The sequence below is a fragment of the Polymorphospora sp. NPDC051019 genome, assembly GCF_040683055.1.
GTDB lineage: Bacteria > Actinomycetota > Actinomycetes > Mycobacteriales > Micromonosporaceae > Polymorphospora > Polymorphospora lycopeni.
Genome location: NZ_JBFBCH010000014.1, coordinates 101,820 through 125,927, shown reverse-complemented (window position 1 = coordinate 125,927; position 24,108 = coordinate 101,820). Strand labels below are relative to the sequence as shown.

Below are 24,108 nucleotides of genomic sequence, written 5' to 3'. Positions count from 1 at the left end.
TCGGATCCGGGCGGCTCAGCGGTACGGCATCATCGGGAACCAGCCGAAGCCGAACATGGCCGGCACCCGCAGGTCCCAGTAGACGACGGTGAAGACCCCGAGCGCGATCAGCAGCGACGCGGTGATGACGGTCGTCCGTACCGGACTCTCGGACAGCCAGCGCAGGAACCGGCCCCGGGTGCCGGCGATCAGCAGCGCGAACAGCGCGGTCACCACGACGACGTTGCCCAGCGACTGGAGCACGAACGCGCCCGCGCCGTACAGCGGGTTGCCGGTGTCGACCGCCCAGTGGAAGAGCTTGTTGAACAGCGGGTACGGCCGGCCGATCAGGAACCCGCCGATCAACGCGCCGAGGGTCACCACCCGGGCCACCGGCCGGTTCGCGAACGGGTCCGGCACGACCTTCAGCGCGGCCAGACCGAGGTACGTCAGCGCCAGGCCGATCAGGCCGAAGACGACCGACGACTGGATGATGCGGACCGGCATGTCACCGACGGTCTCGGTGGACAGCTGCGGCAGCCGGTCACCGAGGAGCACCCCGACGAAGCCGTAGACCGCCGAGACGACGACCATGCCCAGCGTCAGCCAGCCGACCGGGCGCAGCAGGGCGCGTACCGGACCGTCGTGAGCCCCCCGGGCCGCGCCGGCCTGGCCCATCGGCCCGACCGAGGCGGCCACGGCGATGTTGCAGGCGGTGAAGGTGCCGGCGAGGCCGGAGACGAACGCGAAGAGCAACCCGGCCGCGGTGCCGGCGATCGCGGTCTCCTTGGCGTCGTGGCCGAGCAGGGCGTTGGCCACGTTGTCGCCGATCACCGAGTCGACGAACTCGAACGACCACAGGATCGACAACAGGATGCCGGCGGCCACGCTCCACCCGATGATCACACCGGTACGGGGCCGCTGCTCCAGCTGGAGAGGAAGGGAGGTCTTGCCAGTCTGCGTGGTACTCATGGGCGCCCACCTGGGAGTCGGTCCCCGCGTCACCGGGCGGGGACGTACATACGAGCTCCGATCAGTGTTCGACGACCGTAGATCCACTACTGGCTATCTGTCGGTCCGATGAAGACAATCTGTCGCTCCGTCGCTGGAATCGGGGCCCCGATCCGGGGCGGAACCACCGCCCCGCCCGGGGGCGGAGATCCCGGCCGTCAGGACAGCCAGCCGGGGCGGACCAGGCCCGCCTCGTAGGCCAACACCACGAGTTGCGCGCGGTCCCGGGAGCCGAGCTTGACCATCGCGCGGGACACGTGGGTCTTGGCCGTGGCCGGGCTGATCCTCAGGTGGGCGGCGATCTCGTCGTTGGACAGGCCGGTGCCGGCCAGCCCCACCACCTCCCGTTCCCGGTCGGTGAGTTCGGCGAGCCGGTGCGGGGTCGGCGGGGTGGCGGTCCGGAGCGCGAACTGCTCGATCACCCGCCGGGTGACGCTCGGCGACAGCAGGCCGTCGCCGGCGGCCACCACCCGGACGCCCCGGATGAGTTCGGCCGGCTGGGTGTTCTTCACCAGGAACCCGGCGGCCCCGGCCCGCAGCGCCTCGCCGACGTACTCGTCGAGTTCGAACGTGGTAGGTCGACCTGGTCCGGTCGATCGGCGCCGACCGGACCGTCGACTACACCAGGGAGGACTTCACCCGCGACGGGCCGGTGTACGACGTCGTGCTGGACCTGGTCGGCAACCGGTCGCTGACCGACTGCCGGCGGGCGCTGGCACCGGGCGGGACGCTCGTCCTGTCCGGTGGCGGGATGTCCGACGGTGGCAGCCTGGTCGGACCGTTGGGGCTGTTCGCCCGCGCGCGGGCGCTGTCGCCGTTCGTCCGGCACCGGATCGTCGCGCCGGCCGCGGTGACGGGCCGAAAGAACCCGGCGACGCTACGTGACCTCGTCGAGTCCGGGCAGGTCACCCCGGTCATCGATCGGACCTACCCGCTGGCCGAGGTACCCGCCGCGATCCGCTACCTGGAGGTGGAGCACGCCCGGGCGAAGGTGGTCATCACCTGCGCCGAGTGACCGGTGCCGGTCAGTCAGCGGCGAGGCGCGGGGTGACGATGCGGATCTCGACCGGGTGCGCCGCCGGTGGGTGTGGTGTCCCCAGCCACCGGCGGCGCGATGTCGCGGTTCAGGCGACCGGCTCGGTCACCTCGACCAGCGTCCGTGCCCGCTGCGGCCAGGCGGCCACGCTCGGCGTCATCCGTACGCCGGCCGCCTTCAGCGTGCCGCGCAGCGTCTCCACGTCGCTGTCGGCGAGTTGGCGGTAGGTGCGGATTCCGGCAGCGGTCAGGACGGCGGCCGTCTTCGGTCCGATCCCCTCGATCCGGCGCAGGTCGTCGGCCGGCTCGACCGGGTCGGTCCCGACCGGCTGCGCGGGTACGACGACCGCCGCCGGCACCGGCTCGGGCTCCACCGTGGCAATCGGATCCGCGATCGGTTCCGGGTCGGACACCGCGACCGGCGCTACCGGCTCCGGCTGCGTCACGGCGACCGGCTCGGCGGGAACGGGATCGATGGGCTCGACCGGTTCGGTGGCGGCGGGCTCGGCCGCGACGACCGCCTCCGGCTCGGGCTCCGACACGACGGCCTCGACCGGCGCGGGGTCGACCACGGCGGCCGGCTCCCCCGGCGGGGCGGGCTCGAGGGCCGGCTCGGCCGACACGACTGGGACCGGCTCGGGCTCGGGCTCCGACTTCGCCGCCGGAACCGACTCGACCACCGGCTCGGGGTCCAGCACGTCCGGCCGGTCCGCTACCGGGGCGGGCTCGGTCTCGACCGGGGCGGGCACCGCGTCGGCGACGACAGTCGGCCCGGTGGCCGGGCGCCCGGCCGGCCCAGCCGGCTCGTCCGCGACGGGTTCGGGCGCGACGGGTTCGGCGGGCGCGACGGCCGGCGGGGTGATCGCCGGCAGGGCGGCGGCCGGCGTCAGGTCCGCCGTCGTGGCGTCGGGTGCGGTGTCGATCGGCGCGGCGGTGGCCGGCGCGGGGTCGACGGGCGGGGTCGGGACCGGTACGACAGGGGGCAGCGTGCCGGTCGGGGCGGCCTTGGTGTCGGCGGCGCCACGTACGTCGTTTTCCGGGGCGCGTGGGCTACGCCCCCACACGAACCAGCCGACCGCGACGCCGACCAGCAGGGCCAGACCGAGTATCAGAGAATGCGCGAACGACCACGCCATAGAAGACCTCCTGGATGAATGCGCCGGAAGCGCGAAATCTCGCCGCAGCTTCGCATACATCGAGTGCTTCCGACAAAGCAACCACACCGGTCGTCCGGTGACGAATCAACTACGGCACGCAAGCATTTGTGCCCCGTTGCTGCTGGTCGGGTTGATTCGGCCGGCACACCGGTCCGGGACGGGCGGGGCACCTAATGACGCGGCACAATCGTTCACGGTCCGGAAACACAATTGCGCCCGGCCTTTTCCGGGAGGCGCGCCGGCAATTGTCAGGTGCCGTCGCCCGCGCCGCCGGACGCGCCGCCACTGCCGTCGTCGCCGGGCAGGTCGTCGTCCACGACGTAGCCGGTCCCGCCGTCCTGGTCGAACCCGGGTCCCTCGGAGGTCGGGAGCCCCGTACCGGCGGGGTCGGTGCCGATTTCGGCGTCGACCGCCACGTTCTCGCCGGGCTCGGCGTCGACACCGGACTCCGCGTCGATGTCCGCGTCGGCGGCCACGTCCCCGTCGACGGCGGAGTCGACCGCGGTGTCCGCGCCGAGTTCGGCGTCGTCGGGTGAGACCGTCACCCGTCGACCATAAGCCGGCTACGGTGTACCGGACGGACACTTCGACGTACGCCTAAGCCCGACACCTGCGGTGGGACGTGGCCGGGCCGGGCGGCAGGCGTGAGACTGTGGCGCGAACCGACTGCGGTAGCGTAACGTGACGTCCAGGATGATTGCATATATACAGGCTTACCCGTCCATGATCGGTCACTGCGCGGGAGGTGCGACGTGCAGTTGCTGATCCGCCAGATCGATTCGGGAACCCAGGTCCGTTTCATCCTCGAGGGCGAGATCGACCTGGCCACCGTGGGCGACGTACGCGACACGGTGATCGCCACCCTGGCCCGGTCCCGTCCCGAGTCCGTGGTGCTGGATCTCGCCAGCGTCACCTTCATCGACTCGACCGGCATCGGCGAACTCGTCGCCTGCCACAAGGCCGCCACGGTCAGCGGTGCCCGGCTGGTGCTGGAGAACCTGTCGCCGTTCGTCCGCCGGCAGATCTGGGCCACCGGACTGCTCGGCCTCTTCGGCCTGCCCACCGACTCGCCGCTCGGCGACCCCGACGGCGTACGCTGATCCGCCCCTTCTCAGGGGCGGATCGCCGAGCGCGCCCAGCGGTCCCACCACTGGGCCTCCGGTGCCTCGCCGGAGGCCGCCACCAGTGCCTGCAACGCCGACGCCAGCGACCGAGGGTCGCCGACTCCGGCCGATTCGACCAGGACCCGGATCTCGCCGGCCCGCTGCCGGGTCACCGCCGCGACCAGCGCGCAGCCCTCGCTGGTCAGGCCGACCCAGGCGACCCGCCGGTCCTGCTCGCGGTGCTCGCGACGGACCAGGCCGCGCCGGATCAGCCGGTCCGACGTACGGGTGACGGTCGACGGGTGCACACCGAGGTCCGCCGCCAGGTCGACGGTGCGGCGGGGCCCGTTCGACACGAGCAGGACGAGCATCCGGTACTGCGGCAGGGTGATGTCGACGTCCAGCCGGGTCAGGGTGTGCGCGGTCATCCCGACCAGCACCCGGGCCAGCGCCGACAGGCCGTCGACCAGCACATTGACGCCGCTGACCGTGGAGCCCGGCGACTCCGTGGATAGGCTCACGGGGGCAATCCTCGCATAGCGGCACACTTGACCGGTTCGCCCGGCACGACCGCCACGCCGCCCGGCGTCACGACGCCGGCAGCGGCCACCTCGCCGGTTCCGGACCCACCGCGGCCCACACGGTCTTGCCGTCGTCGGCCTCGGCGAACCCCCAGTCCCGGGCCAGCACGTTGACGATCGCGAGCCCGCGACCGCGCCAGGCCCGGCCGTCGGGGAACGAGTCGGGCGGCGGCATGTGCGGCCCGCGCGGGTCGCGGTCGCGAACCCCCAGCCAGACCGTCCCACCGACCTGCGCCACGGTCAGGTCGAGTTCGGTACCGGCGTGCTCGATGGCGTTGCTGACAAGTTCCGAGGTGATGACGACGGCGTCGTCGGTGAGGTCGTCACACCGCCAGTCGCGGCAGGCGGCCGACACCGTACGGCGCGCCACCGCCGCCGAAGACGGGTGGGCCGGCAACAGCCGGTGCCGGCGGCCGGCCGGGCTCGGCCGGCGGGTCACCACCGCCACCGCGTCGGGCACCGCCGGACAGATGTCGAACAGGCGGCCCAGCATCCGGTAGACGATGCGCCCGGTGGCGCTCGCCGGCTCGGCGCACAGCAGCAGCTGGGTCGAGGTCCGGCCGGGCGCGACGACCTCGCTGAGGGTACGCAGCGCGGTGGCGCGCACGATCCGGGCGGCGTCCAGGTCGACGACGATGGCCAGCGGCGCGTCCAGCATCGCGCGACGCACCGCCGCGATCAGGCCGACGAGGGCGGACTCGTCGAGCTGTCCGTTGACCGTGATGGTGGAGATGCCCGTGGCGAAGTCGCGGCCGACGGTGCAGGCGGCGGCGGTCACCGCTCGCCCCGGGCGGCGGGTCCGGGCTGTCCGGGATAGACGGTCCCGGCCGACGGCGGCGGCATGCCGAGTGCGGCGGAGACGCCGGCGACGCGCAGCACCCGGTCGACCATGCCGCGGGCGTTGCGGACGAGCAGGACCTGGCCCCGTCCGGCGGCGGCGTAGTGCGCCTCCACCAATTCCTTGATCGCACTCGAGTCGATCATGCTGACCCGGTGCAGGTCGACCACCACCCAACGGACATCCGGCACCGGGCAGGCGCCGTCGACGATTTCCCGTAGCCGGCCGGTGAACATCATGTCGAGTTCACCGGACAGCGTCACCACGCAGGTGTCGGCGACCGGATGGTCGACCTGGACGTTGAACACGCGGCTCCCCTGCTTGGCGCGACGGGTCGGCCCGCGGCCGCCCCCACGACAGCCACCCCCGACAAGCTCCGTGCATGCCTGCACGCATCCGTCCACGTGACGATATCCGTCGGGTCGGGCCGGATGACCATCGGGCCGCCCGCCACGCCGCTAGCCGACGATCCGCGCGACGAGTTCGGGCACCCACTCGACGTACTCGACCTGCGCGCCGCCGTCGTGCCGGGCGTAGAGGAACCGGCCGGTCTCGCTGGTCGCGACCGGTACGGTCACCCGGCCGCCGTGCGCGGCCAGCAGCGCGACCACCTCGTCGAGGTCGGACACGACGACCGTGGCGCTGGCGTCGGCGTAGCGGGCCCGCTGCTCGGGCGGCCCGGCGATGACCAGGAAGTCGCCGATGGCCGCCAGTTCCACCCCGCCGAACGCGAACCGCAGGTCGGGCGCGGCGCCCACCAGTTCCCGCAGCAGCGGCAGCGCGCGGTCCAGGTCGTCGACCCAGAGCCGGGCGTACGTCTTCAGAATCGCCATCGAGGTGCCCTTCCGTCCGGCGGCGCGGCGGCGTCCGCGCCTGCCCGTGGAACGCTAGGAGCGGGTGGAGCGGGCGGGAAGTACGCACTTTCCGGTAACCACGGGAGAGGGGTGAGCGGTGACCGAGCGGGACGTGGCCGGGCCGGCCGGCGACGGCACGGACCCGGCCGGGGTACGGGCGGCGGCCGAGGCCACCGCCCGGGATCAGCCACAAGGTGCTCACCCAGACCCTGCGCGCCCTGGAACGCGACGGCATCGTCGCCCGGACGGTCCACCCGACCGTGCCGCCCCGGGTCGACTACCGGCTCACCGCCGCCGGTCGCGGGCTGCGTGACGTGGTCAACGGCATGTGTGACTGGAGTCGGCGGCACCTCGCCGAGATCCTCGCCGCCCGTACCCGGTCCGGCCCGACCGGCTGAGGCCGGACCGCGCGACCGGACGGCCGGGTGGTTACGGGTCGAAGGTCCCGGGTCGGCGCGGACCGCCGGCCCTCGTGCGGGTACCCGGCCCCGGCGTCCAATGGAGGTGGCCACGAGGGAGCCACCCTCACCGGCCGGTACGAGAGGACGTGGGCACCATGACCGCGATGGCGAACCGACCCGCCACCGAGCCGGCCACCGGGACCGTCGAAACCCCCCGCCAGAAAGCCACCCGCTACGTCTTCGCCGTCGTCCGACTCGCCCTGGGCTGGTACTTCCTGTGGGCGTTCGTCGACAAGACGTTCGGCCTCGGGTTCAGCACCCCGACCGAGCGGGCCTGGATCAACGGCGGCCACCCGACGGCCGGTTTCCTCGGCAACGCCGCGAAGGGACCGTTCACCGGCTTCTACAACGGCATCGCCGGCGCCGTCTGGGCCGACACCCTGTTCATGGTCGGGCTGGCCGCGATCGGCACCGCCCTGCTCCTGGGCATCGGCACCCGGGTCGCCGCCGCCACCGGCGCCCTGCTCTACGTGATGATGTGGACCGCGGTGCTGCCCCCGGAGACGAACCCGTTCCTCGACGACCACCTCGTCAACGCCACCGTCCTGGTCGGGCTCGCCCTCTACGGTGCCGGCGACACCCTCGGCCTCGGCCGGGTCTGGGGCCGGCTGCCCCTGGTCCAGCGGATGCCGTGGCTGAAGTGAACGCAGGCGGTGGTTCCCGGCGCCCCGGGCCGGGAACCACCGCCGGACCCGCGTGGACGGGGCCGGTCGGGGCACACCGACCGGCCCCGTCCACGCGGGTACCCCGTCGCGGGCGACGGTCGATAGGATGATCGGGATGGGTGCACCCGCAGAGCCGGAGAGCCGCGAGACGCCGTCGCTGGGCTTGACCCCGCTGTCCCGGGTACGCCTCGACGAACTGCTGCGGGAGATGCTCGACCGGGTCGGCGAGGTGGTCGCCAGCCGGGAACGGCTGCGGGCCCTGCTGGACGCGGTCGTCGGCATCGGCACCGACCTCGACCTGCGCAGCACCCTGTCGCGCATCGTCACCGCCGCCTGCGAACTCGCCGGCGCCCGCTACGGCGCCCTCGGCGTCATCGGGCCCGACCGGCGGCTCACCGAGTTCATCACACACGGCCTCAGCCCGCAGGAGCACGCCGCCATCGGCGACCTGCCGCACGGGCGGGGCGTGCTCGGCCTGCTCATCGACGACCCCCGCCCGGTCCGGCTGCCGGACATCACCCGGCACCCCAGGTCGTACGGCTTCCCGGCCAACCACCCGCCGATGCACAGCTTCCTCGGCGTGCCGATCCGGATCAGGGACACCGTGTTCGGCAACCTCTACCTCGCCGAGAAGCAGGGCTCGCGGGAGTTCACCGACGACGACGAGGAGATCATGACCGCGCTCGCCGCGGCCGCCGGTGTCGCGATCGAGAACGCCCGGCTCTACGCCGTCGCCAGCCGCCGCGAACGCTGGCTGGCCGCCGCCGCCGAGATCACCTCGGTGCTGCTCGGCGAGGTACGGCGTACCGACGCACTGGCGCTGGTGGCGCGGCGGGCCCGGGAGGTCGCCGAGGCCGAGATGGTGCTGGTGCTGCTCTACGACGAGGAGGCCGAGCGGTTCACCGTCGAGGTCGTCGACGCGGAGCCGGAGCCGGAGCCGGCGCCCGGCGACCGGGCGACGCCGACGGACGACGGGCTACGCCGGGGCACCGGCCTGGTCGGGGCGGTGCTGCCGGCCTCCGACACCACGTTCTCGGCATCGGTGACCCGGCGCGAGCAGGTGCTGGTCGACAGCCTCGCGGCGGCGGCATCCTGGCCGGAGCCGGTGAGCGCGGGGCCGGCCGTGATCGCGCCGCTGGCCGCCGGCGAGACCCTGCACGGCGTACTCGTCGTCGCGCACCAGCCCGGCCGGCAGCCACGCACCGACGACGACGCCCCGCTCCTGGCCAGCTTCGCCGGCCAGGCGGCGCTGGCCATGGAACGCGCCCGCGCCGAGGAGGAACGCGAGATGCTGGTGGTCCTCGAGGACCGCGAACGCATCGCCCGCGACCTGCACGACGTGGTCATCCAGCGGCTGTTCGCCACCGGGCTGCACCTGCAGAGCACGATGCCGCTGGCCGGTTCCCGGCCGGAACTGGCCGGCCGGATCAACGCCGCCGTCGACGACCTCGACTCGACGATCCGCGACATCCGCCGGGCCATCTTCGAGCTGCGTACGCCGGCTACCGCGGAACTGCGTACGGAGATCACCGAGGCGGTCCGGGCCAGCGCCGGGTCGTTCGGGTTCCGGCCGGCCCTGGAACTGGCCGGGCCGATCGACAGCGCGGTGCCGGACGCGGTCCGGCCCGACCTGCTCGCGGTGCTGGGCGAGGCGCTGTCCAACGCCGTACGGCACGCCCGGGCCAGCCGGGTCACGGTGACGGTCCGGGTCGCCGCGGGCCGGCTGACGGTCGAGGTCGTCGACGACGGGATCGGCTGCGACCCGCGCAAGGCCCGGGGCGGGCTGGTCAACCTCGGCGAACGCGCCCGCCGCCACGGCGGCCACTTCGAGGTCGCCGCGGCCAGCCCGCAGGGCACCCGCCTCCACTGGACCATCCCTCTCCCCACCTGACCCGCCCCCCGCCCCACTCACTTCCCCGCCCGGCCGGCGTTCTCTTCCGCCGCCCGTCCCCTCGCCGCCCCGCCATCGCCGCCCGGCCCGTCCTCGACCCGCCCGCCCCGCCCCGTCCGGTCCGGCCCGGCTCGTCGATCAAGGAGTTGTTGGGCGAGGAAGCGGGCGAAACGGGCATGGTTTGTCCTCGGTCGACGCGCCCTGCCGAGAAGGTGCCGCATGGCGGACGCCTGGGCCGGCCCACGGTCACCGCCGCCGAGGGCGACTCATTCGGGTGATGGTCCGGAGCAGGGATGCTGTCGCGGCCCACAGCGAATTCGGCGTAACCACAGCGAATTCGCTGTGGGGCGTGACGGTGGCACCCGGACCCCGGACGCCGGGCGCCCGGGGCGCCTCGATCGTTTGTGGCTCAGCCGGTCGACACGCCGTCGAAGGAACGCCTGAGCCGCAGACGATCACGAACCCGTGTCGACCAAGAACCTGAGCCGCAGACGATCACGAACCCGCTTCGACCGGGGAACAGCGGGACGAACCGCTGACCGGGCGGCAGGCCCGACACGACTTCTCCTTGATCCGCGCACAACCCCCATGCCATAGACCCAGCGGCGGAAACTCAGCGCCGGGGACCGAGGAGGCGGGTGGCCAGGACCGCCGCCTGGGTACGCCGTTCCAGGCCGAGCTTGGCGAGCACGCTCGAGACGTAGTTCTTGACCGTCTTCTCGGCGAGGAACATCTTCGCCGCGATCTCCCGGTTGGTCAGCCCGTCGGCGACGTGCTCGAGGATGCGGCGTTCCTGCTCGGTCAGCGAGTCGAGTTCGCGCGGCCCCTCGACGCCGCCCCGGATGCGTTCGAGGACCCGCTGGGTGACGGCCGGGTCGAGCAGCGACTGGCCGGCGGCGACCCGGCGGACCGCGTCGACGAGGTCGGTGCCGCGGATCTGCTTGAGGACGTAACCGGCGGCGCCGGCCATGATCGCGGCGAACAGCGCCTCGTCGTCCTCGTACGAGGTGAGGATCAGGCCCTTGATCGACGAGTCGATGGCGCGGACGTCCCGACACACGTCGATGCCGTTGCCGTCGGGCAGCCGGGCGTCGAGGATCGCCACGTCGGGGCGCAGGGCCGGGATCCGGCGGGCCGCCTCCGGTGCCGACCCCGACTCGCCGACCACCTCGATGTCTCCGGCGCTTTGCAGCAGGTCGGCCAGGCCACGGCGGACCACCTCGTGGTCGTCGAGCAGGAACACACGGATCATTCCCCGTTTGTACCTCCTGCCCCCGGCTCGTGCACAGGGGCGAAGGTCCCGTCCCGCGCCCGCCGCAGAACCTCCTCGACCGTCAGCGGGCTGCGCGGATGGTGACTCAGACACAACGGCGCCTGGATCCGCGCGAACTCGGTGCCGTCGACGGCGGCGTAGAACTGCCCGGTCCGCAGCCGCGAGATGTCGGACACGTCGCTGCCCTTGGCCTGCGCCATCTCCCGCGCGGCCGCGATCTGGGCCGGCGCGTTGAGCAGCCCGAAGAACTGCGTGGCGGCGTTGCCGGGGATCCGGTTGTGCAGGCCCTTCGGGGCCTGGGTGGCGAAGACCAGGCCGAGGCCGTACTTGCGGGCCTGTGACGCCAGGGCGAGCGTGCTCTGCGTACAGGCGGTCATCGGCCCGCTCGGCGCCAGCGTCTGGGCCTCGTCCATCACGAAGAGGCCGCCGAGCGGGCGGTCACCGGCCGGGTTGCGCCTGATCCAGGCGAACAGCGCCATCTGCAGCTGGTTGACGAAACCCTGCCGCCGGTCGTCGCCGGGCAGGCCGACGAGGCTGATCACCGACACCCGGGCCCGCTTGCCGGGCGGCGGGGTGAGCAGCAGGCCGGGGTCGACCGGGGTCCCCTCCCCGCCGAAGAGCGGATCGTTGACCATGGCCGCGGTCAGGTTCTGCGCCAGTTCGCCGGCGATCTTCTCGGCGTTGTCGAGGTCGATCACCCCGTCGGGCAGCGCCGAGAGCAGCCCGACCAGCCCGGGCAGGGTGCTGCCGCCGCGGCGGCCGAAGTACTCGACCGCCTTGCGCAGCACCGCCTGCCCCAGCTGCGCCTTCTGGGTCCGGCCGTCGAGTCGCAGGCGGGGCGCGATCGACGCGACCGCCGCCTCCACCGCCTCGCCGAACTCGTCGCCGTCGTCGACGACGCTGCGGAAGTCGGGCAGCGGCTGGAAACTCAACGGCCGGCCGCCGGACCTTCGGGGCGTCCAGACGACCACATCGGTGCCCGCCAGGTAGTCCGCCGCCCGCGCCGCGTCGCCGGCCGCCCACCCGTCCGGCGGCTCCGGCCACGGGTCGCCGAGCCGGGCCAGGTCGTTGTTGGGGTCGAGGACGATCGACGAGACGCCGTGCAGCGCGCACTCCTCGACCAGCCGGCGGATCAGCACCGTCTTGCCCGACCCGGAGCCGGCGAAGATCGCGGTGTGCTTGCGCAGCGCCTCCAGGGCCACCCCGACCGGCCGTCCGGCCTCCGCCGTCTCCCCGCCGGTCGACCGGCCGAGCAGGACCGTCGCGACGGCACCGTGCGCCGCCCGCCGGGTCGGACCGGGTACGGGCACACCGCCGCCCGCCCGACGCGGATCCGTCGCGCCGTCGCCCGCTGCCGGCGGAACTCCCGGCCCCACGTCGCCCGCACCCGCTGCCGGCGGAACTCCCGGCCCCACGTCGCCCGCACCCGCTGCCGGCTCCGGTCCGCGCTGGACCGGGATCGCCGCACCGCCGTCGACCGGCACACCGCCGTCGACCGACGTGCCCGCGTCCGCGTCGCCGCCCGGGCCGACCGTGGTCGGCGCGTCGGCGGGTGGGCCGACGCCGTCGAGCGCCCCTGGGGAAGGGCCGGCGACGGGGGCGTACTCCCTGGTTTCGTACCCGGTCAGCCGGGCGGACGCCGGCGCCGGCACCACCGCGCGGACCGTGGCCGGAGCCGGGTCGGCGGCCGGCGCGGGTACGGCACCGGCCAGCGCCACGGCCAGCAGCGACACCCGGCCGGTCGGTCGGCGAGACGCCAGCCAGGCCCGCAGCCCCGGCGGGTCGTCGGCGAGCAGCCGGCGCAGCGCCGCCAGGATCCGCAGGTCGGCGGCGGGCATCGGCAGGGTGCGGCCGCCGGCGGCCTCGAACGCGTCGACCGTCTTGGTGGTCGCCGGCCCGCTGGACCAGGCGTGGTCGCGCAGCAGGAACAGCCGCCGCTTGGCCACCCCGGCGTCGAGCCCGGCCATCGTCGACGCGGCCCGGATCCGGTTCAGCGCGGCGGTCGCGTGCTTCGCGCCGACCGCCCGGAACGCCCAGTGTTCCTCGTCCTCTGTGGATTCGTCGAGGCTGCGCCGCAGCCGCGCGTGCAGCGGCGGGTTGGCCGTACCCGGTGGCGGGTCCTGGCTGAATGCCCGGCCGGCGTCGCCCTGTTCGGCGATCCACGCGGTGAGGCCGGCGGCGAGCAGGGCCGGTACGGTCTCGTCCTCGGTCTTCGGCGCGAGCGCCCGCTCGACCTCGGTAATCACGGCCGGGTCGTCGACGAGCGCGGCGAGCCGGGTGTCGAGCGCGGCGAGGTCGCCGGCGGTGGCCGGGTCGCCGGCGGGGGCGGTCGGGCCGGCGTCGGCCGGTGCCGCCGGGCCGAGCCGGTCGAGGACGGTGACCTCGCCGGCCCGCAGGCAGCCCTGGACGTGCGCGTCGATCCGGATGAGCAGTTGGCGGGGCGTGTAGTCGGGGGCGTCCTCGAACGCCGCCGGGTCGACCGGCCAGGTCGGGTACGGCGGCTGGAACCCGATCTCGGCGAACTTGGCGGCGAACCGTTTGCCGATCAGGGCCTGCCCGACCGCGGCGCTCGGGATGCCCTTGAGCTGGATCGCCTCACGGAACCGGTCGCGTACGGTGTCGGTGGCGTTGTCCCTGATCAGCGCCCACGAGGCGGGCAGGCAGGCGACGACGGTCAGGGTGCGGCGGGTCACCTCGCGCAGCGACATCAGCCCGCCGGCGACCTGCTCGAGGGCGAGGGCGTCACCGGGGTCCAGCGGCCCGTGGGCGGCGGTGGAGCGCAGTGACTGCGCGATGAGCGTGTCGATCTGGTCAACCGCGATGATCGTCGGGCCGGTCAGCGCCAGCAGGCGGGAGATGTCCTGGACGATCCGCTCCGGCGGCGGCAGGTCGCGCCGCATCCCCCAGGCGGCCCGCTCGCCGGGCACCGTTTCCTCGACCGAGTTCAGGTAGGCCTGGCCGAGGTCCTGGGCGGCGAAGTCCTCGGCGGCGTAGAGGACCAGGGCGCGGGCGGTCTGCTGGCAGTCCCGGCCGACGTCGCCGTCGCGGCGGCGCAGCGCGCCGATGAACGTGTCGAGGTGCTCCGGAGTGATCGGGGTCTCGCCGGCGACGGCGCGCCGTACCGTGCGGGGCACGCCGACCAGCGAGGCGAGCCGGCGCAGGAAGACCCGGACCTGTCGGTCGGCGCCGCCGCCGGTGCGGGACAGGCTCTCCAGCACCGACTGCACCGTGGTGGTCCAGAAGGTGGCCGGGTTGAGGAGACTGACCAGGACGAAGTAGCCGTCGAGGGCCTGGGCCTTCTCGCGTACCCAGCCGAGCAGGTGGGTCTTGCCGGCGCCCTTCTGCCCCTGCACGACCACCCCGACCGGGCTGGAACCGGAGCTGTCCCGGGCGTCGGCGAGCCCGTCGAGGACGGTGCGTACGACGTCGCGGTGCAGGTCCTCGACGTGGTAGCGGGACGGCTGCCACAGGTCGTCAGGGGTGGGCGCCCAGTTGAACCGCAGCGCGGCGAGGGCGGCGTGTTCCTCCTCGGTCATCGGGTACCGATCGCCAGGAGGTGCTTGTCCTGGTCACCGATGATCACCGCCGCTGCCCGGTCGGCGGTGGACAGGCTCTTCTGGTTGGACTCCGGCACGATGTGCACGTCGGGCAGCCGGTACATGCGGCCGAGGGTCCGGTCGACGTCGGCGCGGGGCAGGTCGTCGACTCCGGCACGGATCCGGGCCAGGCTGACCCAGGCGCCGGGGGCGTCGGCGAGATCGGCGTAGGCGGCGCGGATCCGGGCCTCGGTGTCACCGGCGGCCGGAGCGGTGCGCGGGACCGGCACCGACCCGGCCGGGGCCGGGGCCGGGACGTCCTCGGCGCGGTGGAAGACGTCGGCGAGGCTCAGGCCGGCCCGGTCGAGGTGCCGGGGCAGGTTCGCCAGGACCGCGTAGAGTGCTCCGGCGGCCGACCCGGACCGGGGTGGCAGGTCGGCGCCGAGGTGGCCGACGCACCAGGCCCAGCCACGCTCCTCCAGCAGGTGCGCGAACGCCCGGCCGTGCCGGCGGCTGCTGACGTACCGCAGGTCGTTGAGCCGGGTCCGGCTCCTGCCGTCGAGGGTGAGGCCGTACCGCTGCTTCAGCTCGGGATTGGACACCTCCCGCGCCTCGGCCATCAGGGTGATCATGACGGCCTTCTCCGGCAGGGACAGCTTCTCGTCGGTCATCGCGGTTGTCCTTCCAACATGGACCGGCGGCGACCGAGGAGGAACCGCTCGATCTGCGCCGCGACCACACGCACGTCGTGGAGCACCTGGGCGTTGGTGAAGCGGAGGACAGCGTAGCCGTCCAACTGGAGCCGCACATCCCGCTGCCGATCGGCCGCGAACCGCACCGCCGATCGGTGTTCCGGCCCGTCGATCTCGACGACGCACCGTTCGGCGGACCACAGCAGGTCCACCCGGACGGGGGCGGCAAGCGGGTGGGACCGGTACGTCGGATTCCAGGTCCGGCCGGCGGCCCAGGTGGTCGTCGACAGGGCGGCCTCCAGCGAGATACCCCTTCTGCCATTTCCCCCACAAAGGACATACTTGCGATCATCGATTAAGTCGCCTTACTCTTTCAGCCGACGCCACATAAGGCGCCCGCGCAATCATTGACGCCAATGCAGATCGCATCATCGACGCATCTTGGCGCCCAGAGTTCCGGGGAGGGACACATGGCGGGAAAAGTGTCGACGGGTCGACGGAGAAGGCTTGTCGCCCTGGGCCTGACCGTCGGCGTGACCCTGCTGGGCCCGGCAGTGGCGCCCGCGGCGTACGCGGAGGCGGGCACGGCGTCGGGAAGCCGGGGCGGCGCCGATCTCGCCGCGACGTCGTACAGCGTCACGATCATCAACAATTCCGCGATCGACGACGAGAACGCCATCGTGTTCCAGCAGCAGCCGAGCCAGCCCTCGGACGTCCACTCGCTGGCCTGGCTGTCGAAGATGTGCCACGCGGGCACCAGCGTCACTTTCACGTGGGACGTGGACTACAACTTCGTCTGGGGACAGACGGGAACGCTCAAGCCCGGCGTCAACTACGACGCGGGTCAGGTCATTCCGGCTGATCTCGATACCGCGAACACGGTTTCGCTCTCCTACATCGATGACGGCTTCGAATTCGGTAAGCCGACGTCGGGAGCCGCCGGCGGGTCGCTTGTCGTCAAACAGGACGGCACGGTTCCGGGGCCGAATTCGTCCGATCAGGGCAGTGTCGGCATCGGAATGTCGGGGGCGGGAACATTCGTGGTCCCGACCCAGCCCGCCACCGGCGTCGAATTCGAGATCACCCCGACCTACTGGCTGGCATTCGGCAGTTACCTGCCGGGCACGGTCGTCACCGAGGACATTCTGACCAGCCCCTACGAACTGCAGTTCCCGGACGGCGAGACCAAGGCCACCGCCACCTTCGACGGCGTGAACTGGTCCGTTCAGTTCGGCTGACGGCCGGCACCGGAACCGCGGCCTCCCGTGATCTGCGGCGAGGCCGCGGTCCGCGCACGACCGAACTCCTGGTGACCGAAGGACCCTACGAGGTCCCCCGCCACCAGGAGTTCACCGTCCGGGCCGAGTCACGGCACCGGAGTACCCCCGACTCAGGTGCCCGCCAGCCGGCCGAGGAAACGGGCGAAGTCCTCCTGGTCGATCGGGGCGATCTCGCCGCCGTGGCGGGCCCACCAGGTCGGGACCGGCGGGACGTAGTCGTCGTCGAGGGCGTCGACCTCGAAGTTGTCCCGTTCCCGGGGCAGCAGCATCAGCAGCGGGTTCAGGCGTTCGCCGCCCGGCTCCCGGCTGCGCGCCACCAGCGCCTCCCGCCACTTGGCGTAGTCGGTCTCCGCCAGCGGGTGGCCGGCCGCCGCCAGCCAGTCGCGCATCTGCCGCCACGTCACCTGGTGCGGGCTGATCAGGTGATAGCAGCCGCCGATCGCGTCCGGGCGGCCGGCGATGTCGACGATGCCGGCGGCGACCCGGTCGACCGGGGTCAGCGTCATCGAGTAGTCGAAGTCCGGGGCGGCCCCGACCTCGACCGCGGCGGCGATCAGCCGGTTGAACTGGTCGGCCGTGTTGGACGTGCCGGTGACGGTGTCCCAGGAGACCTTCGCCATCCGGTGGATGGTGGTCGGCAGGCCGCGCCGGGACGCCTCGCGGACCAGGTTCTCGGCGACCCACTTGCTCTGGCCGTAGCCGTTGGACATCGACGACGGCGGCTCGACCTGGAGGCTGGACTCGTCGATCCACTCGTCGAACGCGTCGGCCTTGAAGATCGACATCGTCGACACGTGGTGCAGCGTCGTGGTCGGGCCGGTGCAGGCCAGCCGGATGATCTCCCGGGTGCCGTCCACGTTGGTCCGCCGCATCGCCTGGTAGGGATGGACGGCGTTGACGTCGGCGCCGTTGTGGTAGATGGCGCCGAGGGTGCCGGCCAGCTCCGCGAACCGGTCGGCGGACAGCCCGAGGTGCGGCGCCCCGAGGTCGCCGGCGACCACGTCGACCCGGCTCTCGACCTGCGGGTGGTACGCCGACCAGCGGTGCAGCGCGGCGACCAGCCGTTCCCGGGCCTGCTCGTCGGAGGTGCCGCGGACCAGGCAGACGATCCGGTTCGGAATCCGGTCCAGCAGTTCGCGCAGCAGGAACGCGCCGACGAAGCCGGTCGCGCCGGTGAGCAGCACCGGCCCGGTCGGGTCGGCCGGCGGCCCGGCCGGCCGGATCGCCGGGTCGAGCACCGAGTCGGCGCGCAGCATCCGGTCCAGTTCCTCGGTGCCGCCGCCGAGCAGGTGCCGGGCGAGCTGGGCGATCGTCGGGAAGGCTATCGCGTCCATCGGCGACATGGTCAGGCCCAGGTCGGTGGCGGCGGCGACGACCCGCAGCCCGCTCAGCGAGTCGGCGCCGAGGTCGAGCAGGTCGTCGTGGATACCGATCCGCTCGACGCCGAGAACCCGTTCCCAGATCTCGCAGAGCCGCCGCTCGGTCGCGGTGCGCGGGGCGACGAACTCGGTGCCGAGGTCGGCGCGGGCACCGTCCGGGGACGGCAGCGCCTTGCGGTCGACCTTGCCGGCGGCGCTGCGCGGCAGCGCGTCGAGCAGCACGAACGTGGCCGGGACCAGGTAGTCCGGCAGGGTCTCGCGCAGGAAGTCGCGCAGGGCGGTGCTCGACGGCTGCTCGCCGGTGCCGGCGGCGTACGCGACCAGGCGCCGGTCGCCGTCGGCGTCGGTGTGGGCGACCACGACCGCCTCGGTGACGAAGGGGTGGGCCAGCAGCCGGGTCTCGATCTCGCCGGGCTCGATCCGGTAACCGCGGATCTTGATCTGGTCGTCGGCCCGGCCGAGGAACTCCAGGTTGCCGTCGGCGCGGTAGCGGGCCAGGTCACCGGTGCGGTAGAGGCGGGCGCCGGGCCGGGTGGCGTACGGGTCGGGGACGAACCGTTCGGCGGTCAGTTCGGGCCGGCCGTGGTAGCCGCGGGCCACCCCGGCACCGCCGATGAACAGTTCGCCGGTGGCGCCGACCGGCACCGGCTGGAAGTTGCGGTCGAGCACGTAGAGGCGGGTGTTGTCGATCGGGCGGCCGATCGCGACCGGCTGGGTGCGGTCGACGCCCTCGGGTACGTCGTAGACGACACAACCGACGACGGTCTCGGTCGGTCCGTACTCGTTGACGATCCGGGTCGACGGGGCCAGCTCCTGCCAGGCGAGGACGGTCTCCAGCGGCAACTGCTCGCCGCCGACGACGAAGGTGCCGACCGAGTCGACGGTGCCGCCGGCCGGCAGCAGCCCGCGCAGCACGTCGAGGTGGCCGGGGGTCAGCTTGACCAGGTCGAGCCGGCCGGGGGCGGCGAGCATGCCGGCGACCGCCTCGACCTCGCCGCCGGGTGGCAGCAGGGTGACCGGGCGGCCGGCGACCAGCGGCACCAGCAGGTTGGTGACGGCCAGGTCGAAGGCGATCGACCCGAGCATCGGGGCTCCGGTGCCGTCCGGTCCGGTGTAGGCACCGACCGCCCAGGTCAGGTAGTTGTGCAGGCCGCCATGGGTGATCATGACGCCCTTGGGGCGGCCGGTGGAGCCGGAGGTGTAGATGGCGTAGACGAGGCTGTCCGGGCCGGCGGTGCGGGTGACGGCGGGCCCGTCCGCGGCGGCGATCTCCGGCCAGTCGGTGTCCAGGTTGAGCACCTGTCCCATGAAGGGTGGCAGGTCGTCGGCCAGCCGCTCCTGGGTGAGCAGGACCGACACCCCGGCGTCGCGCAGCACGTACGACAGTCGTTCGGTCGGGTGCGCCGGGTCCAGCGGCAGGTAGGCGGCGTCGGCCTTGACCACGCCGAGGACCGCGACCAGCATCTCCAGGCCGGGCTCGACGCAGATGCCGACGAACTGCTCCGGCCCGACGCCGAGCCCGCGCAGGTGCCGGGCGAGCCGATCGGCCCGGCCGTCGAGTTCGGCGTAGCTGACGGTCGTACCGTCGGCGAGGACGGCGGCGGTCGCCGCCGGGGCGGCGGCCACCTGGCGCTCGAAGAGGGTGGCGAGGTCGGTCGCCGGTCGCGGTACGGCGGTGTCGTTCCACTCGGTGACCAGCCGGCGGCGCTCGTCGGCGGGCAGGTAGGTGGCGAGCGCGTCGCCGTCGGGGTCGGCGGCCATCTCGGCGAGAACCAGCCGGTACATGGCGGCGAGCCGCTCGCCGTTGGCGCGGCTGACCGCGTCGGGGTGCATCCGCAGGTTGATCAGGCCCTGCCGGAAGACGGTGGTGGAGAGCTTGAACTCGATCTGGCTGTCGTCGATGCTGGCCGCGAAGTCGACCAGGTCCATGTCGACGGTGCGGAAGTCGAGGTAGTTGAACATGACGTCGACCAGGCGCCGGTTGGCGGACAGCTCGCGCTGCATGGCCGGCATCGGGTAGCGCCGGTGCGGCCAGAGTTCGATCTCCTGGGCGAAGACGTCCTTGACCAGTTGGCGCCAGGTCGGCGCGGTCAGTTCGAACGGGAACGGGACGGTGTTGAGGAACAGGCCGTAGAGCCGGTCGGCGTTCGCGACCTCGGGGCGGGTGTCGCAGACCAGGCCGCCGAAGAACCGGCGCTCGTCGGTCAGCATGCTCATCACCTTGAGGTGCGCGGCGTGCAGGACCGCCTTGATCGGGACCTCGGCCGCCTTGGCCAGGGTCCGCAGGCCGTCCTCGAGGTCGGCGAACATCACCTCGACGCGCAGCGGGCCGCGCGGGCCGTCACCGGTGGCCCAGCCCGGCGGCAGCGCGAGCCGGGCGGCGCCCTCGACGGTACGGCGCCAGTAGCCGCGGTCGTCCTCGGAGTTGAGCGACGCCTGCTCGGCGGCGATGAAGTCGGCGAACCGGATGCCGAGGTCCTGTGCCGCCTGCGGCGGCTGGCCGTCGCGGATCTGCCGGTAGTAGGTGAGCAGCTCCATCAGGAGCATGTGGTAGCTCCACCCCTCCATGATGGGGTGGCACTCGGTGATGACCAGAGCCCAGGCGGTGTCGGAGCGTACGACGGCGTGCAGCCGCAGCAGGGCCGGGGTGGCCAGGTCGAACAGGTCGGCCCGCTCGGCGGCCATCCGCTGGCGGATCTGCTCGTCCTGCTCGGCGACGGTCAGGTGGCGCAGGTCGACGGCGCTGGTCGGCAGGTGGGCGGTGCGGTGGATCAGCTGCAGCGGCTGGGAGTAGCCGATCAGGTCGAAGCCGGTGCGCAGCACCTCCTGCCGCTCGACGAGCAGGCGTACGGCGGCCTCGAACGCGGGAACGGAGAACTCGGCGTCGTCGCGGATCTGGTACGTCGTGGCGTTGTGGTAGTAGTTGACCTCGCCGCCGCCCATCATCTCGAAGACCATGCCGGCCTGGAGCATCGAGACCGGGAAGGCGTCCTCGACGTCGGCGGGCAGTTTCCGCCGGTCCTCGTCGGAGATGAGGGCGAACGGCGCGACGCCGGTGCGGGCCCCGGTGACGGCGGGGCGCTCGGCGGCGAGTTCGGCGAGCTTGGCGACGGTCGGGTGGGCGAAGACGTCGTCGACGGCGATGTCGAGGCCGGCGTCGCGCAGGTCGCCGACGAGCGCGACGGCCGACAGGGAGTCGCCGCCGAGGTCGAAGAAGTCGTCGTCGACGCCGACCTCGGCGATGCCGAGCACGGTCCGCAGGACGGCGGCGACCTGCTCCTCGGCGGCGGTACGCGGTGCCACCAGCTCCGATTCGGTGGAGGTGGTGCCCCGGTCCGGGTCGGGCAGCGCGGCGAGGTCGGTCTTGCCGTTGCTGGTCAGCGGCAGCTCGGTCAGCGCCACCAGGTGGGTGGGGACCATGTATTCGGGCAGGGCGGTGGCCAGCATCGCGCGCAGGTCGGCGATCGGCAGCGCGTCGGGGTTGGTGGTGACGACGTACCCGACCAGGGTCTTGCCGGCCGATCCGGTCCCGCGCAGGGTGACCACGGCGTCGCGTACGCCCGGGTGCCGGCGCAGCACGGCGACGATCTCGCCGGCCTCGACCCGGTAGCCGCGGACCTTGATCTGGTCGTCGACGCGGCCGAGGAACTCGATGTCGCCGCCGGCCAGGACCCGGGCCCGGTCGCCGGTGCGGTAGAGGCGGGCGCCGGGCGGGCCGTACGGGTCGGGGACGAACCGTTCGGCGGTGACCGCCGGCAGGTTGCGGTAGCCGTGCGCGAGCTGGACGCCGCCGAGGTAGAGGTCGCCGACGACACCGACCGGCTGCGGGCGCAGCTCGGCGTCGAGGCAGTAGGCGGTGGTGCCCGGCATGGAGCGGCCGATCGGGAGCAGTTCGGCGACGGCGGCCGGGTCGGCGGGCGGCCCGTCGGCGAAGTACGCGACGTTGGCGACGGTGTTCTCGGTGGGGCCGTACTCGTTGACGAGCCGGGTCTTCCCGCCGGCGGCGAGGTCCCACCAGCGGTCGGCGAGCCGGCTGGCGAAGCCCTCGCCGCCGACGACGAGGTGGCCGGCGAGCCGGGCGGCCTGCTCCGCGGTGAGCTGGTGGGTGAGCACGTCGAGGTGGCCCGGGGTCAGCTTGATGAAGCTGAACGGGCCGTCGGCGGCGGCGTCGGCCAGGGCGCGGCCGAGGTCGCCGACGGCGAGGTCGGCCGGGAGCAGGTGGACCGGCTGGCCGGCCAGCAGCGGCAGGTAGAGGGTGGTGACGACCAGGTCGAACGCGGTCGAGGAGAACAGCGGGGCGCCGCGCCCGTCGGTGGTCAGGTAGGCGTCGGCGGCCCAGGTCAGGTAGTTGGCCAGGCCGCGGTGGCTGACCAGCACTCCCTTGGGGCGGCCGGTGCTGCCCGAGGTGTAGATCAGGTAGGCGACCGCGTCCGGGTCCGGCTCCCCCGCCGGGTCGGTGGCGGGTTCGGCGTCGATCGCGGCCCGGTCGGCGTCGACCAGCAGGACGGCGCCGCCGTGGGCGGCGGTGACGCCGGCATGGGCGGTCTGCGTGACGACGAGGGCCGCGCCGGCGTCACGCAGCACGTAGCCGACCCGTTCGGCGGGGTCGCCGGGGTCGACCGGCACGTACGCGGCGCCGGCCCGCCAGACTCCGAGCAGGGTGGGCAGCAGGTCGACGCCACGGCCCAGGCACACGCCGACGACGCTGCCCGGGCCGATGCCGCGCCCGCGCAGGTGGTGGGCCATCCGGTTGGCCCGCTCGTGCAGTTCGGCGTACGTGAGCCGGTCCGTGCCGGCGACGACGGCGGTCTCGTGCGGGCGCTGCCGCGCGTGTTCGGCGACGGCGGCGGTGACCGGGCGCGGCGCCGGCTGGCCGGCGGGGGCCGGTCCGGCACCGAGCAGCAGCTCCCGCTCCCCCGGGTCGAGGATCTCCAGGGCCGACAGGGTGCGCTCGGGGGCCGCCGTGACCGAGTCGAAGAGGGTGAGCAGGTGGCCGGCGAAGCGTTCGACGGTCGCCCGGTCGAACAGTGCGGTCGGGTATTCCAGGACGCCGCGCAGCGACCCGTCGCCCTGCTCGGTCAACTCCAGCCGCAGGTCGTGCTTGGCGACCGCGCCGACCAGGTCGACGGCCTCGACGTCGAGGCCGGGCATGGTGAACGCCGACGGCGCCGACTCGGCCATGTCGAACATGACCTGGAAGAGCGGGGTACGGGACCGGTCGCGCTTGCGGTCGACGTCGTCGACGAGGAACTGGACCGGGGCCTCCTGGTGTTCCAGGGCGTCCAGGACCGTACGCCGGTTGGTGCGCAGCAGGTCGGCGAAGGTCGGGTCGCCGGTCCAGGTGGCGCGCAGCACGACGGTGTTGAGGAAGAAGCCGATCAGGTTGCGGACCTCGGGGCGGCCGCGGCCGGCGACGGCGCTGCCGACCGAGATGTCCCGCTGGCCGCTGTAGCGCGACAGCAGCACCTGGTAGGCGGTGGCGCCGACGGTGAACAGGGTGGCGTCGTGCCTCCGGCCGAGTTCCCGGAGCCGCCCGGTGAGGTCGGCCGGCACGGTGAACAGCACCCGGTCGCCGGCCCAGTCCCGCTTGGTGGGGCGGGGCCGGTCGGTCGGCAGTTCCAGCGGCGACAGTCCGGCGAGGTGGTCGCGCCAGTAGCCGAGCCGCCGGTCGAGTTCGTCGCCGGCGAGCCGGCCACGCTGCCAGGCGGCGAAGTCGACGTACTGCACGGCCGGTTCGGGCAGGGCGGGTGCCTGCGGCGAGTCGATGGCGTGCAGGTAGAGGGTGAACAGGTCGTTGATGAACACGCCCATCGACCAGCCGTCGCAGGCGATGTGGTGGAAGACGACGGCGAGCAGGTGCCGGTCCGGGGCGAGCCGGATCGCGTGCACGCGTACCGGGTGTTCCAGGCCGATGTCGAGCGGTTCGGCGGCGTCGCTGGCGGCCAGGTCCAGGGCGCGGCGGTCGCGTTCGGCGGCGGGCAGGTCGGTCAGGTCGGTGAACCGGATCGCGGAGCCGGCCGGGGGTGCGTCGATCACCTGGACCGGTTCGGCGTCGGCGAGCTGGTAGCGGGTGCGCAGCACCTCGTGCCGGGTGACCAGCCGGCGCCACGCCTCGCCGAGGGCGGCGACGTCGAGTTCGCCGGTGACCCGCAGGACCAGCGGCACCAGGTATTCGGGGCTGCGCGGGTCGAGCATGGTGAGGAACCACAGCCGCTGCTGGCCGAACGACACCGGCAGCCGGCCGCCCCGGTCGACCTGGGGAATGGTGTCCCGGCGGCCGGTCCGCCCGCCGGCGAGCCGCTGGCGGATGAGCGCCTCGCGGCGGGCGTCCGCGTCGTTGCGCGCCGGGTCAGTGATCTCCGCGTTCATCGGT

The 24,108-nt window shown here is 73.3% G+C and carries 16 protein-coding genes and 3 pseudogenes; 6 read left to right on the top strand and 13 right to left on the bottom strand.

Annotated elements, in window-relative coordinates; genetic code table 11:
* Nucleotides 1-15: 15 nt before the first annotated feature.
* Both AB0M79_RS23525 and AB0M79_RS23520 read right to left on the bottom strand, forming a co-directional pair.
* Nucleotides 16-951 carry a hypothetical protein gene (locus tag AB0M79_RS23525; protein WP_357541047.1) on the bottom strand — a complete coding sequence of 312 codons (936 nt, stop codon included), beginning with the start codon at nt 949-951 and terminating at the stop codon, nt 16-18.
* 197 nt (nt 952-1,148) lie between these two features.
* Nucleotides 1,149-1,565 (bottom strand): annotated as a pseudogene (locus AB0M79_RS23520) (response regulator transcription factor); the annotation flags it as partial.
* A gap of 2 nt (nt 1,566-1,567) precedes the next feature.
* Here AB0M79_RS23520 and AB0M79_RS23515 point away from each other — a divergent pair.
* Nucleotides 1,568-2,005 (top strand): annotated as a pseudogene (locus AB0M79_RS23515) (zinc-binding dehydrogenase); the annotation flags it as partial.
* A 109-nt stretch (nt 2,006-2,114) separates the two neighbouring features.
* Here the strand turns inward: AB0M79_RS23515 and AB0M79_RS23510 are convergent.
* Together AB0M79_RS23510 and AB0M79_RS23505 are read right to left on the bottom strand one after the other, a co-directional pair.
* Nucleotides 2,115-3,161, bottom strand: coding sequence for a DUF4332 domain-containing protein (locus AB0M79_RS23510; RefSeq protein WP_364217358.1), 1,047 nt, complete (start codon nt 3,159-3,161; stop codon nt 2,115-2,117).
* A 269-nt stretch (nt 3,162-3,430) separates the two neighbouring features.
* A complete protein-coding gene (locus tag AB0M79_RS23505) occupies nt 3,431-3,727 on the bottom strand; it encodes a hypothetical protein (protein WP_357541051.1) in 297 nt (98 codons plus the stop codon).
* A 207-nt stretch (nt 3,728-3,934) separates the two neighbouring features.
* Here AB0M79_RS23505 and AB0M79_RS23500 point away from each other — a divergent pair, with 207 nt between their 5' ends.
* Entirely contained in the window at nt 3,935-4,282 is a 348-nt protein-coding gene (locus tag AB0M79_RS23500) for an STAS domain-containing protein (protein ID WP_357541052.1), read from the top strand.
* Between the two features lie 11 nt (nt 4,283-4,293).
* On the opposite strand, the gene AB0M79_RS23495 is transcribed toward AB0M79_RS23500, so the two are convergent.
* The 4 genes from AB0M79_RS23495 to AB0M79_RS23480 form a co-directional block, all read right to left on the bottom strand.
* Complete coding sequence (locus AB0M79_RS23495) at nt 4,294-4,806, bottom strand: MarR family transcriptional regulator (RefSeq protein WP_364217356.1); 513 nt, start codon at nt 4,804-4,806, stop codon at nt 4,294-4,296.
* Between the two features lie 67 nt (nt 4,807-4,873).
* A complete protein-coding gene (locus AB0M79_RS23490; RefSeq protein ID WP_364217354.1) occupies nt 4,874-5,644 on the bottom strand; it encodes an ATP-binding protein in 771 nt (256 codons plus the stop codon).
* Complete coding sequence (locus AB0M79_RS23485) at nt 5,641-6,012, bottom strand: STAS domain-containing protein (protein ID WP_364217352.1); 372 nt, start codon at nt 6,010-6,012, stop codon at nt 5,641-5,643. Before AB0M79_RS23485 ends, AB0M79_RS23490 begins: the two co-directional genes overlap by 4 nt.
* Before the next feature lie 150 nt (nt 6,013-6,162).
* The gene (locus tag AB0M79_RS23480; RefSeq protein WP_357541056.1) at nt 6,163-6,537 is read right to left on the bottom strand and encodes a VOC family protein; all 375 of its coding nucleotides are present in this window, start codon (nt 6,535-6,537) and stop codon (nt 6,163-6,165) included.
* A 200-nt stretch (nt 6,538-6,737) separates the two neighbouring features.
* Between AB0M79_RS23480 and AB0M79_RS23475 the strand changes: the two are divergent.
* From AB0M79_RS23475 to AB0M79_RS23465, 3 genes and pseudogenes are all read left to right on the top strand, one after another.
* Nucleotides 6,738-6,956: pseudogene (locus AB0M79_RS23475) on the top strand (helix-turn-helix domain-containing protein); the annotation flags it as partial.
* A 158-nt stretch (nt 6,957-7,114) separates the two neighbouring features.
* The gene (locus AB0M79_RS23470; RefSeq protein WP_364217502.1) at nt 7,115-7,663 is read left to right on the top strand and encodes a hypothetical protein; all 549 of its coding nucleotides are present in this window, start codon (nt 7,115-7,117) and stop codon (nt 7,661-7,663) included.
* Between the two features lie 136 nt (nt 7,664-7,799).
* Nucleotides 7,800-9,575, top strand: a complete 1,776-nt coding sequence (locus tag AB0M79_RS23465) for a GAF domain-containing protein (RefSeq protein WP_364217349.1) — start codon at nt 7,800-7,802, stop codon at nt 9,573-9,575.
* Nucleotides 9,576-10,188: 613 nt separating this feature from the next.
* Here the strand turns inward: AB0M79_RS23465 and AB0M79_RS23460 are convergent.
* Genes AB0M79_RS23460 through AB0M79_RS23445 form a run of 4 tightly spaced genes read right to left on the bottom strand, consistent with a single transcriptional unit; the run spans nt 10,189 to nt 15,288 of the window.
* On the bottom strand, nt 10,189-10,827 hold the full coding sequence (locus tag AB0M79_RS23460) for a response regulator transcription factor (RefSeq protein ID WP_364217347.1): 639 nt from the start codon (nt 10,825-10,827) through the stop codon (nt 10,189-10,191).
* Nucleotides 10,824-14,384, bottom strand: coding sequence for a DUF87 domain-containing protein (locus AB0M79_RS23455; protein WP_364217345.1), 3,561 nt, complete (start codon nt 14,382-14,384; stop codon nt 10,824-10,826). Before AB0M79_RS23455 ends, AB0M79_RS23460 begins: the two co-directional genes overlap by 4 nt.
* Nucleotides 14,381-15,055 carry a hypothetical protein gene (locus tag AB0M79_RS23450; RefSeq protein WP_364217344.1) on the bottom strand — a complete coding sequence of 225 codons (675 nt, stop codon included), beginning with the start codon at nt 15,053-15,055 and terminating at the stop codon, nt 14,381-14,383. The genes AB0M79_RS23455 and AB0M79_RS23450 overlap by 4 nt, the downstream gene beginning before the upstream one ends.
* Entirely contained in the window at nt 15,052-15,288 is a 237-nt protein-coding gene (locus tag AB0M79_RS23445) for a DUF559 domain-containing protein (RefSeq protein WP_364217342.1), read from the bottom strand. Before AB0M79_RS23445 ends, AB0M79_RS23450 begins: the two co-directional genes overlap by 4 nt.
* A 258-nt stretch (nt 15,289-15,546) precedes the next feature.
* On the opposite strand from AB0M79_RS23445, the gene AB0M79_RS23440 reads away from it, so the two are divergent.
* Nucleotides 15,547-16,314 (top strand): hypothetical protein, encoded by a 768-nt coding sequence (locus AB0M79_RS23440; protein ID WP_364217340.1) that lies wholly within the window; start codon nt 15,547-15,549, stop codon nt 16,312-16,314.
* Between the two features lie 152 nt (nt 16,315-16,466).
* Here AB0M79_RS23440 and AB0M79_RS23435 read toward each other — a convergent pair whose 3' ends face one another.
* Complete coding sequence (locus AB0M79_RS23435; RefSeq protein ID WP_364217338.1) at nt 16,467-24,104, bottom strand: amino acid adenylation domain-containing protein; 7,638 nt, start codon at nt 24,102-24,104, stop codon at nt 16,467-16,469.
* Nucleotides 24,105-24,108: the final 4 nt, after the last annotated feature.

Excerpts from the sequence above, each read along its gene's own strand:
- AB0M79_RS23525 (WP_357541047.1), bottom strand. The coding sequence starts at position 951 with ATGAGTACCACGCAGACTGGCAAGACCTCCCTTCCTCTCCAGCTGGAG.
- AB0M79_RS23510 (WP_364217358.1), bottom strand. The coding sequence starts at position 3,161 with ATGGCGTGGTCGTTCGCGCATTCTCTGATACTCGGTCTGGCCCTGCTG.
- AB0M79_RS23480 (WP_357541056.1), bottom strand. The coding sequence starts at position 6,537 with ATGGCGATTCTGAAGACGTACGCCCGGCTCTGGGTCGACGACCTGGAC.
- AB0M79_RS23470 (WP_364217502.1), top strand. The coding sequence starts at position 7,115 with ATGACCGCGATGGCGAACCGACCCGCCACCGAGCCGGCCACCGGGACC.
- AB0M79_RS23465 (WP_364217349.1), top strand. The coding sequence starts at position 7,800 with ATGGGTGCACCCGCAGAGCCGGAGAGCCGCGAGACGCCGTCGCTGGGC.
- AB0M79_RS23460 (WP_364217347.1), bottom strand. The coding sequence starts at position 10,827 with ATGATCCGTGTGTTCCTGCTCGACGACCACGAGGTGGTCCGCCGTGGC.
- AB0M79_RS23455 (WP_364217345.1), bottom strand. The coding sequence starts at position 14,384 with ATGACCGAGGAGGAACACGCCGCCCTCGCCGCGCTGCGGTTCAACTGG.
- AB0M79_RS23450 (WP_364217344.1), bottom strand. The coding sequence starts at position 15,055 with ATGACCGACGAGAAGCTGTCCCTGCCGGAGAAGGCCGTCATGATCACC.
- AB0M79_RS23440 (WP_364217340.1), top strand. The coding sequence starts at position 15,547 with ATGGCGGGAAAAGTGTCGACGGGTCGACGGAGAAGGCTTGTCGCCCTG.
- AB0M79_RS23435 (WP_364217338.1), bottom strand. The coding sequence starts at position 24,104 with ATGAACGCGGAGATCACTGACCCGGCGCGCAACGACGCGGACGCCCGC.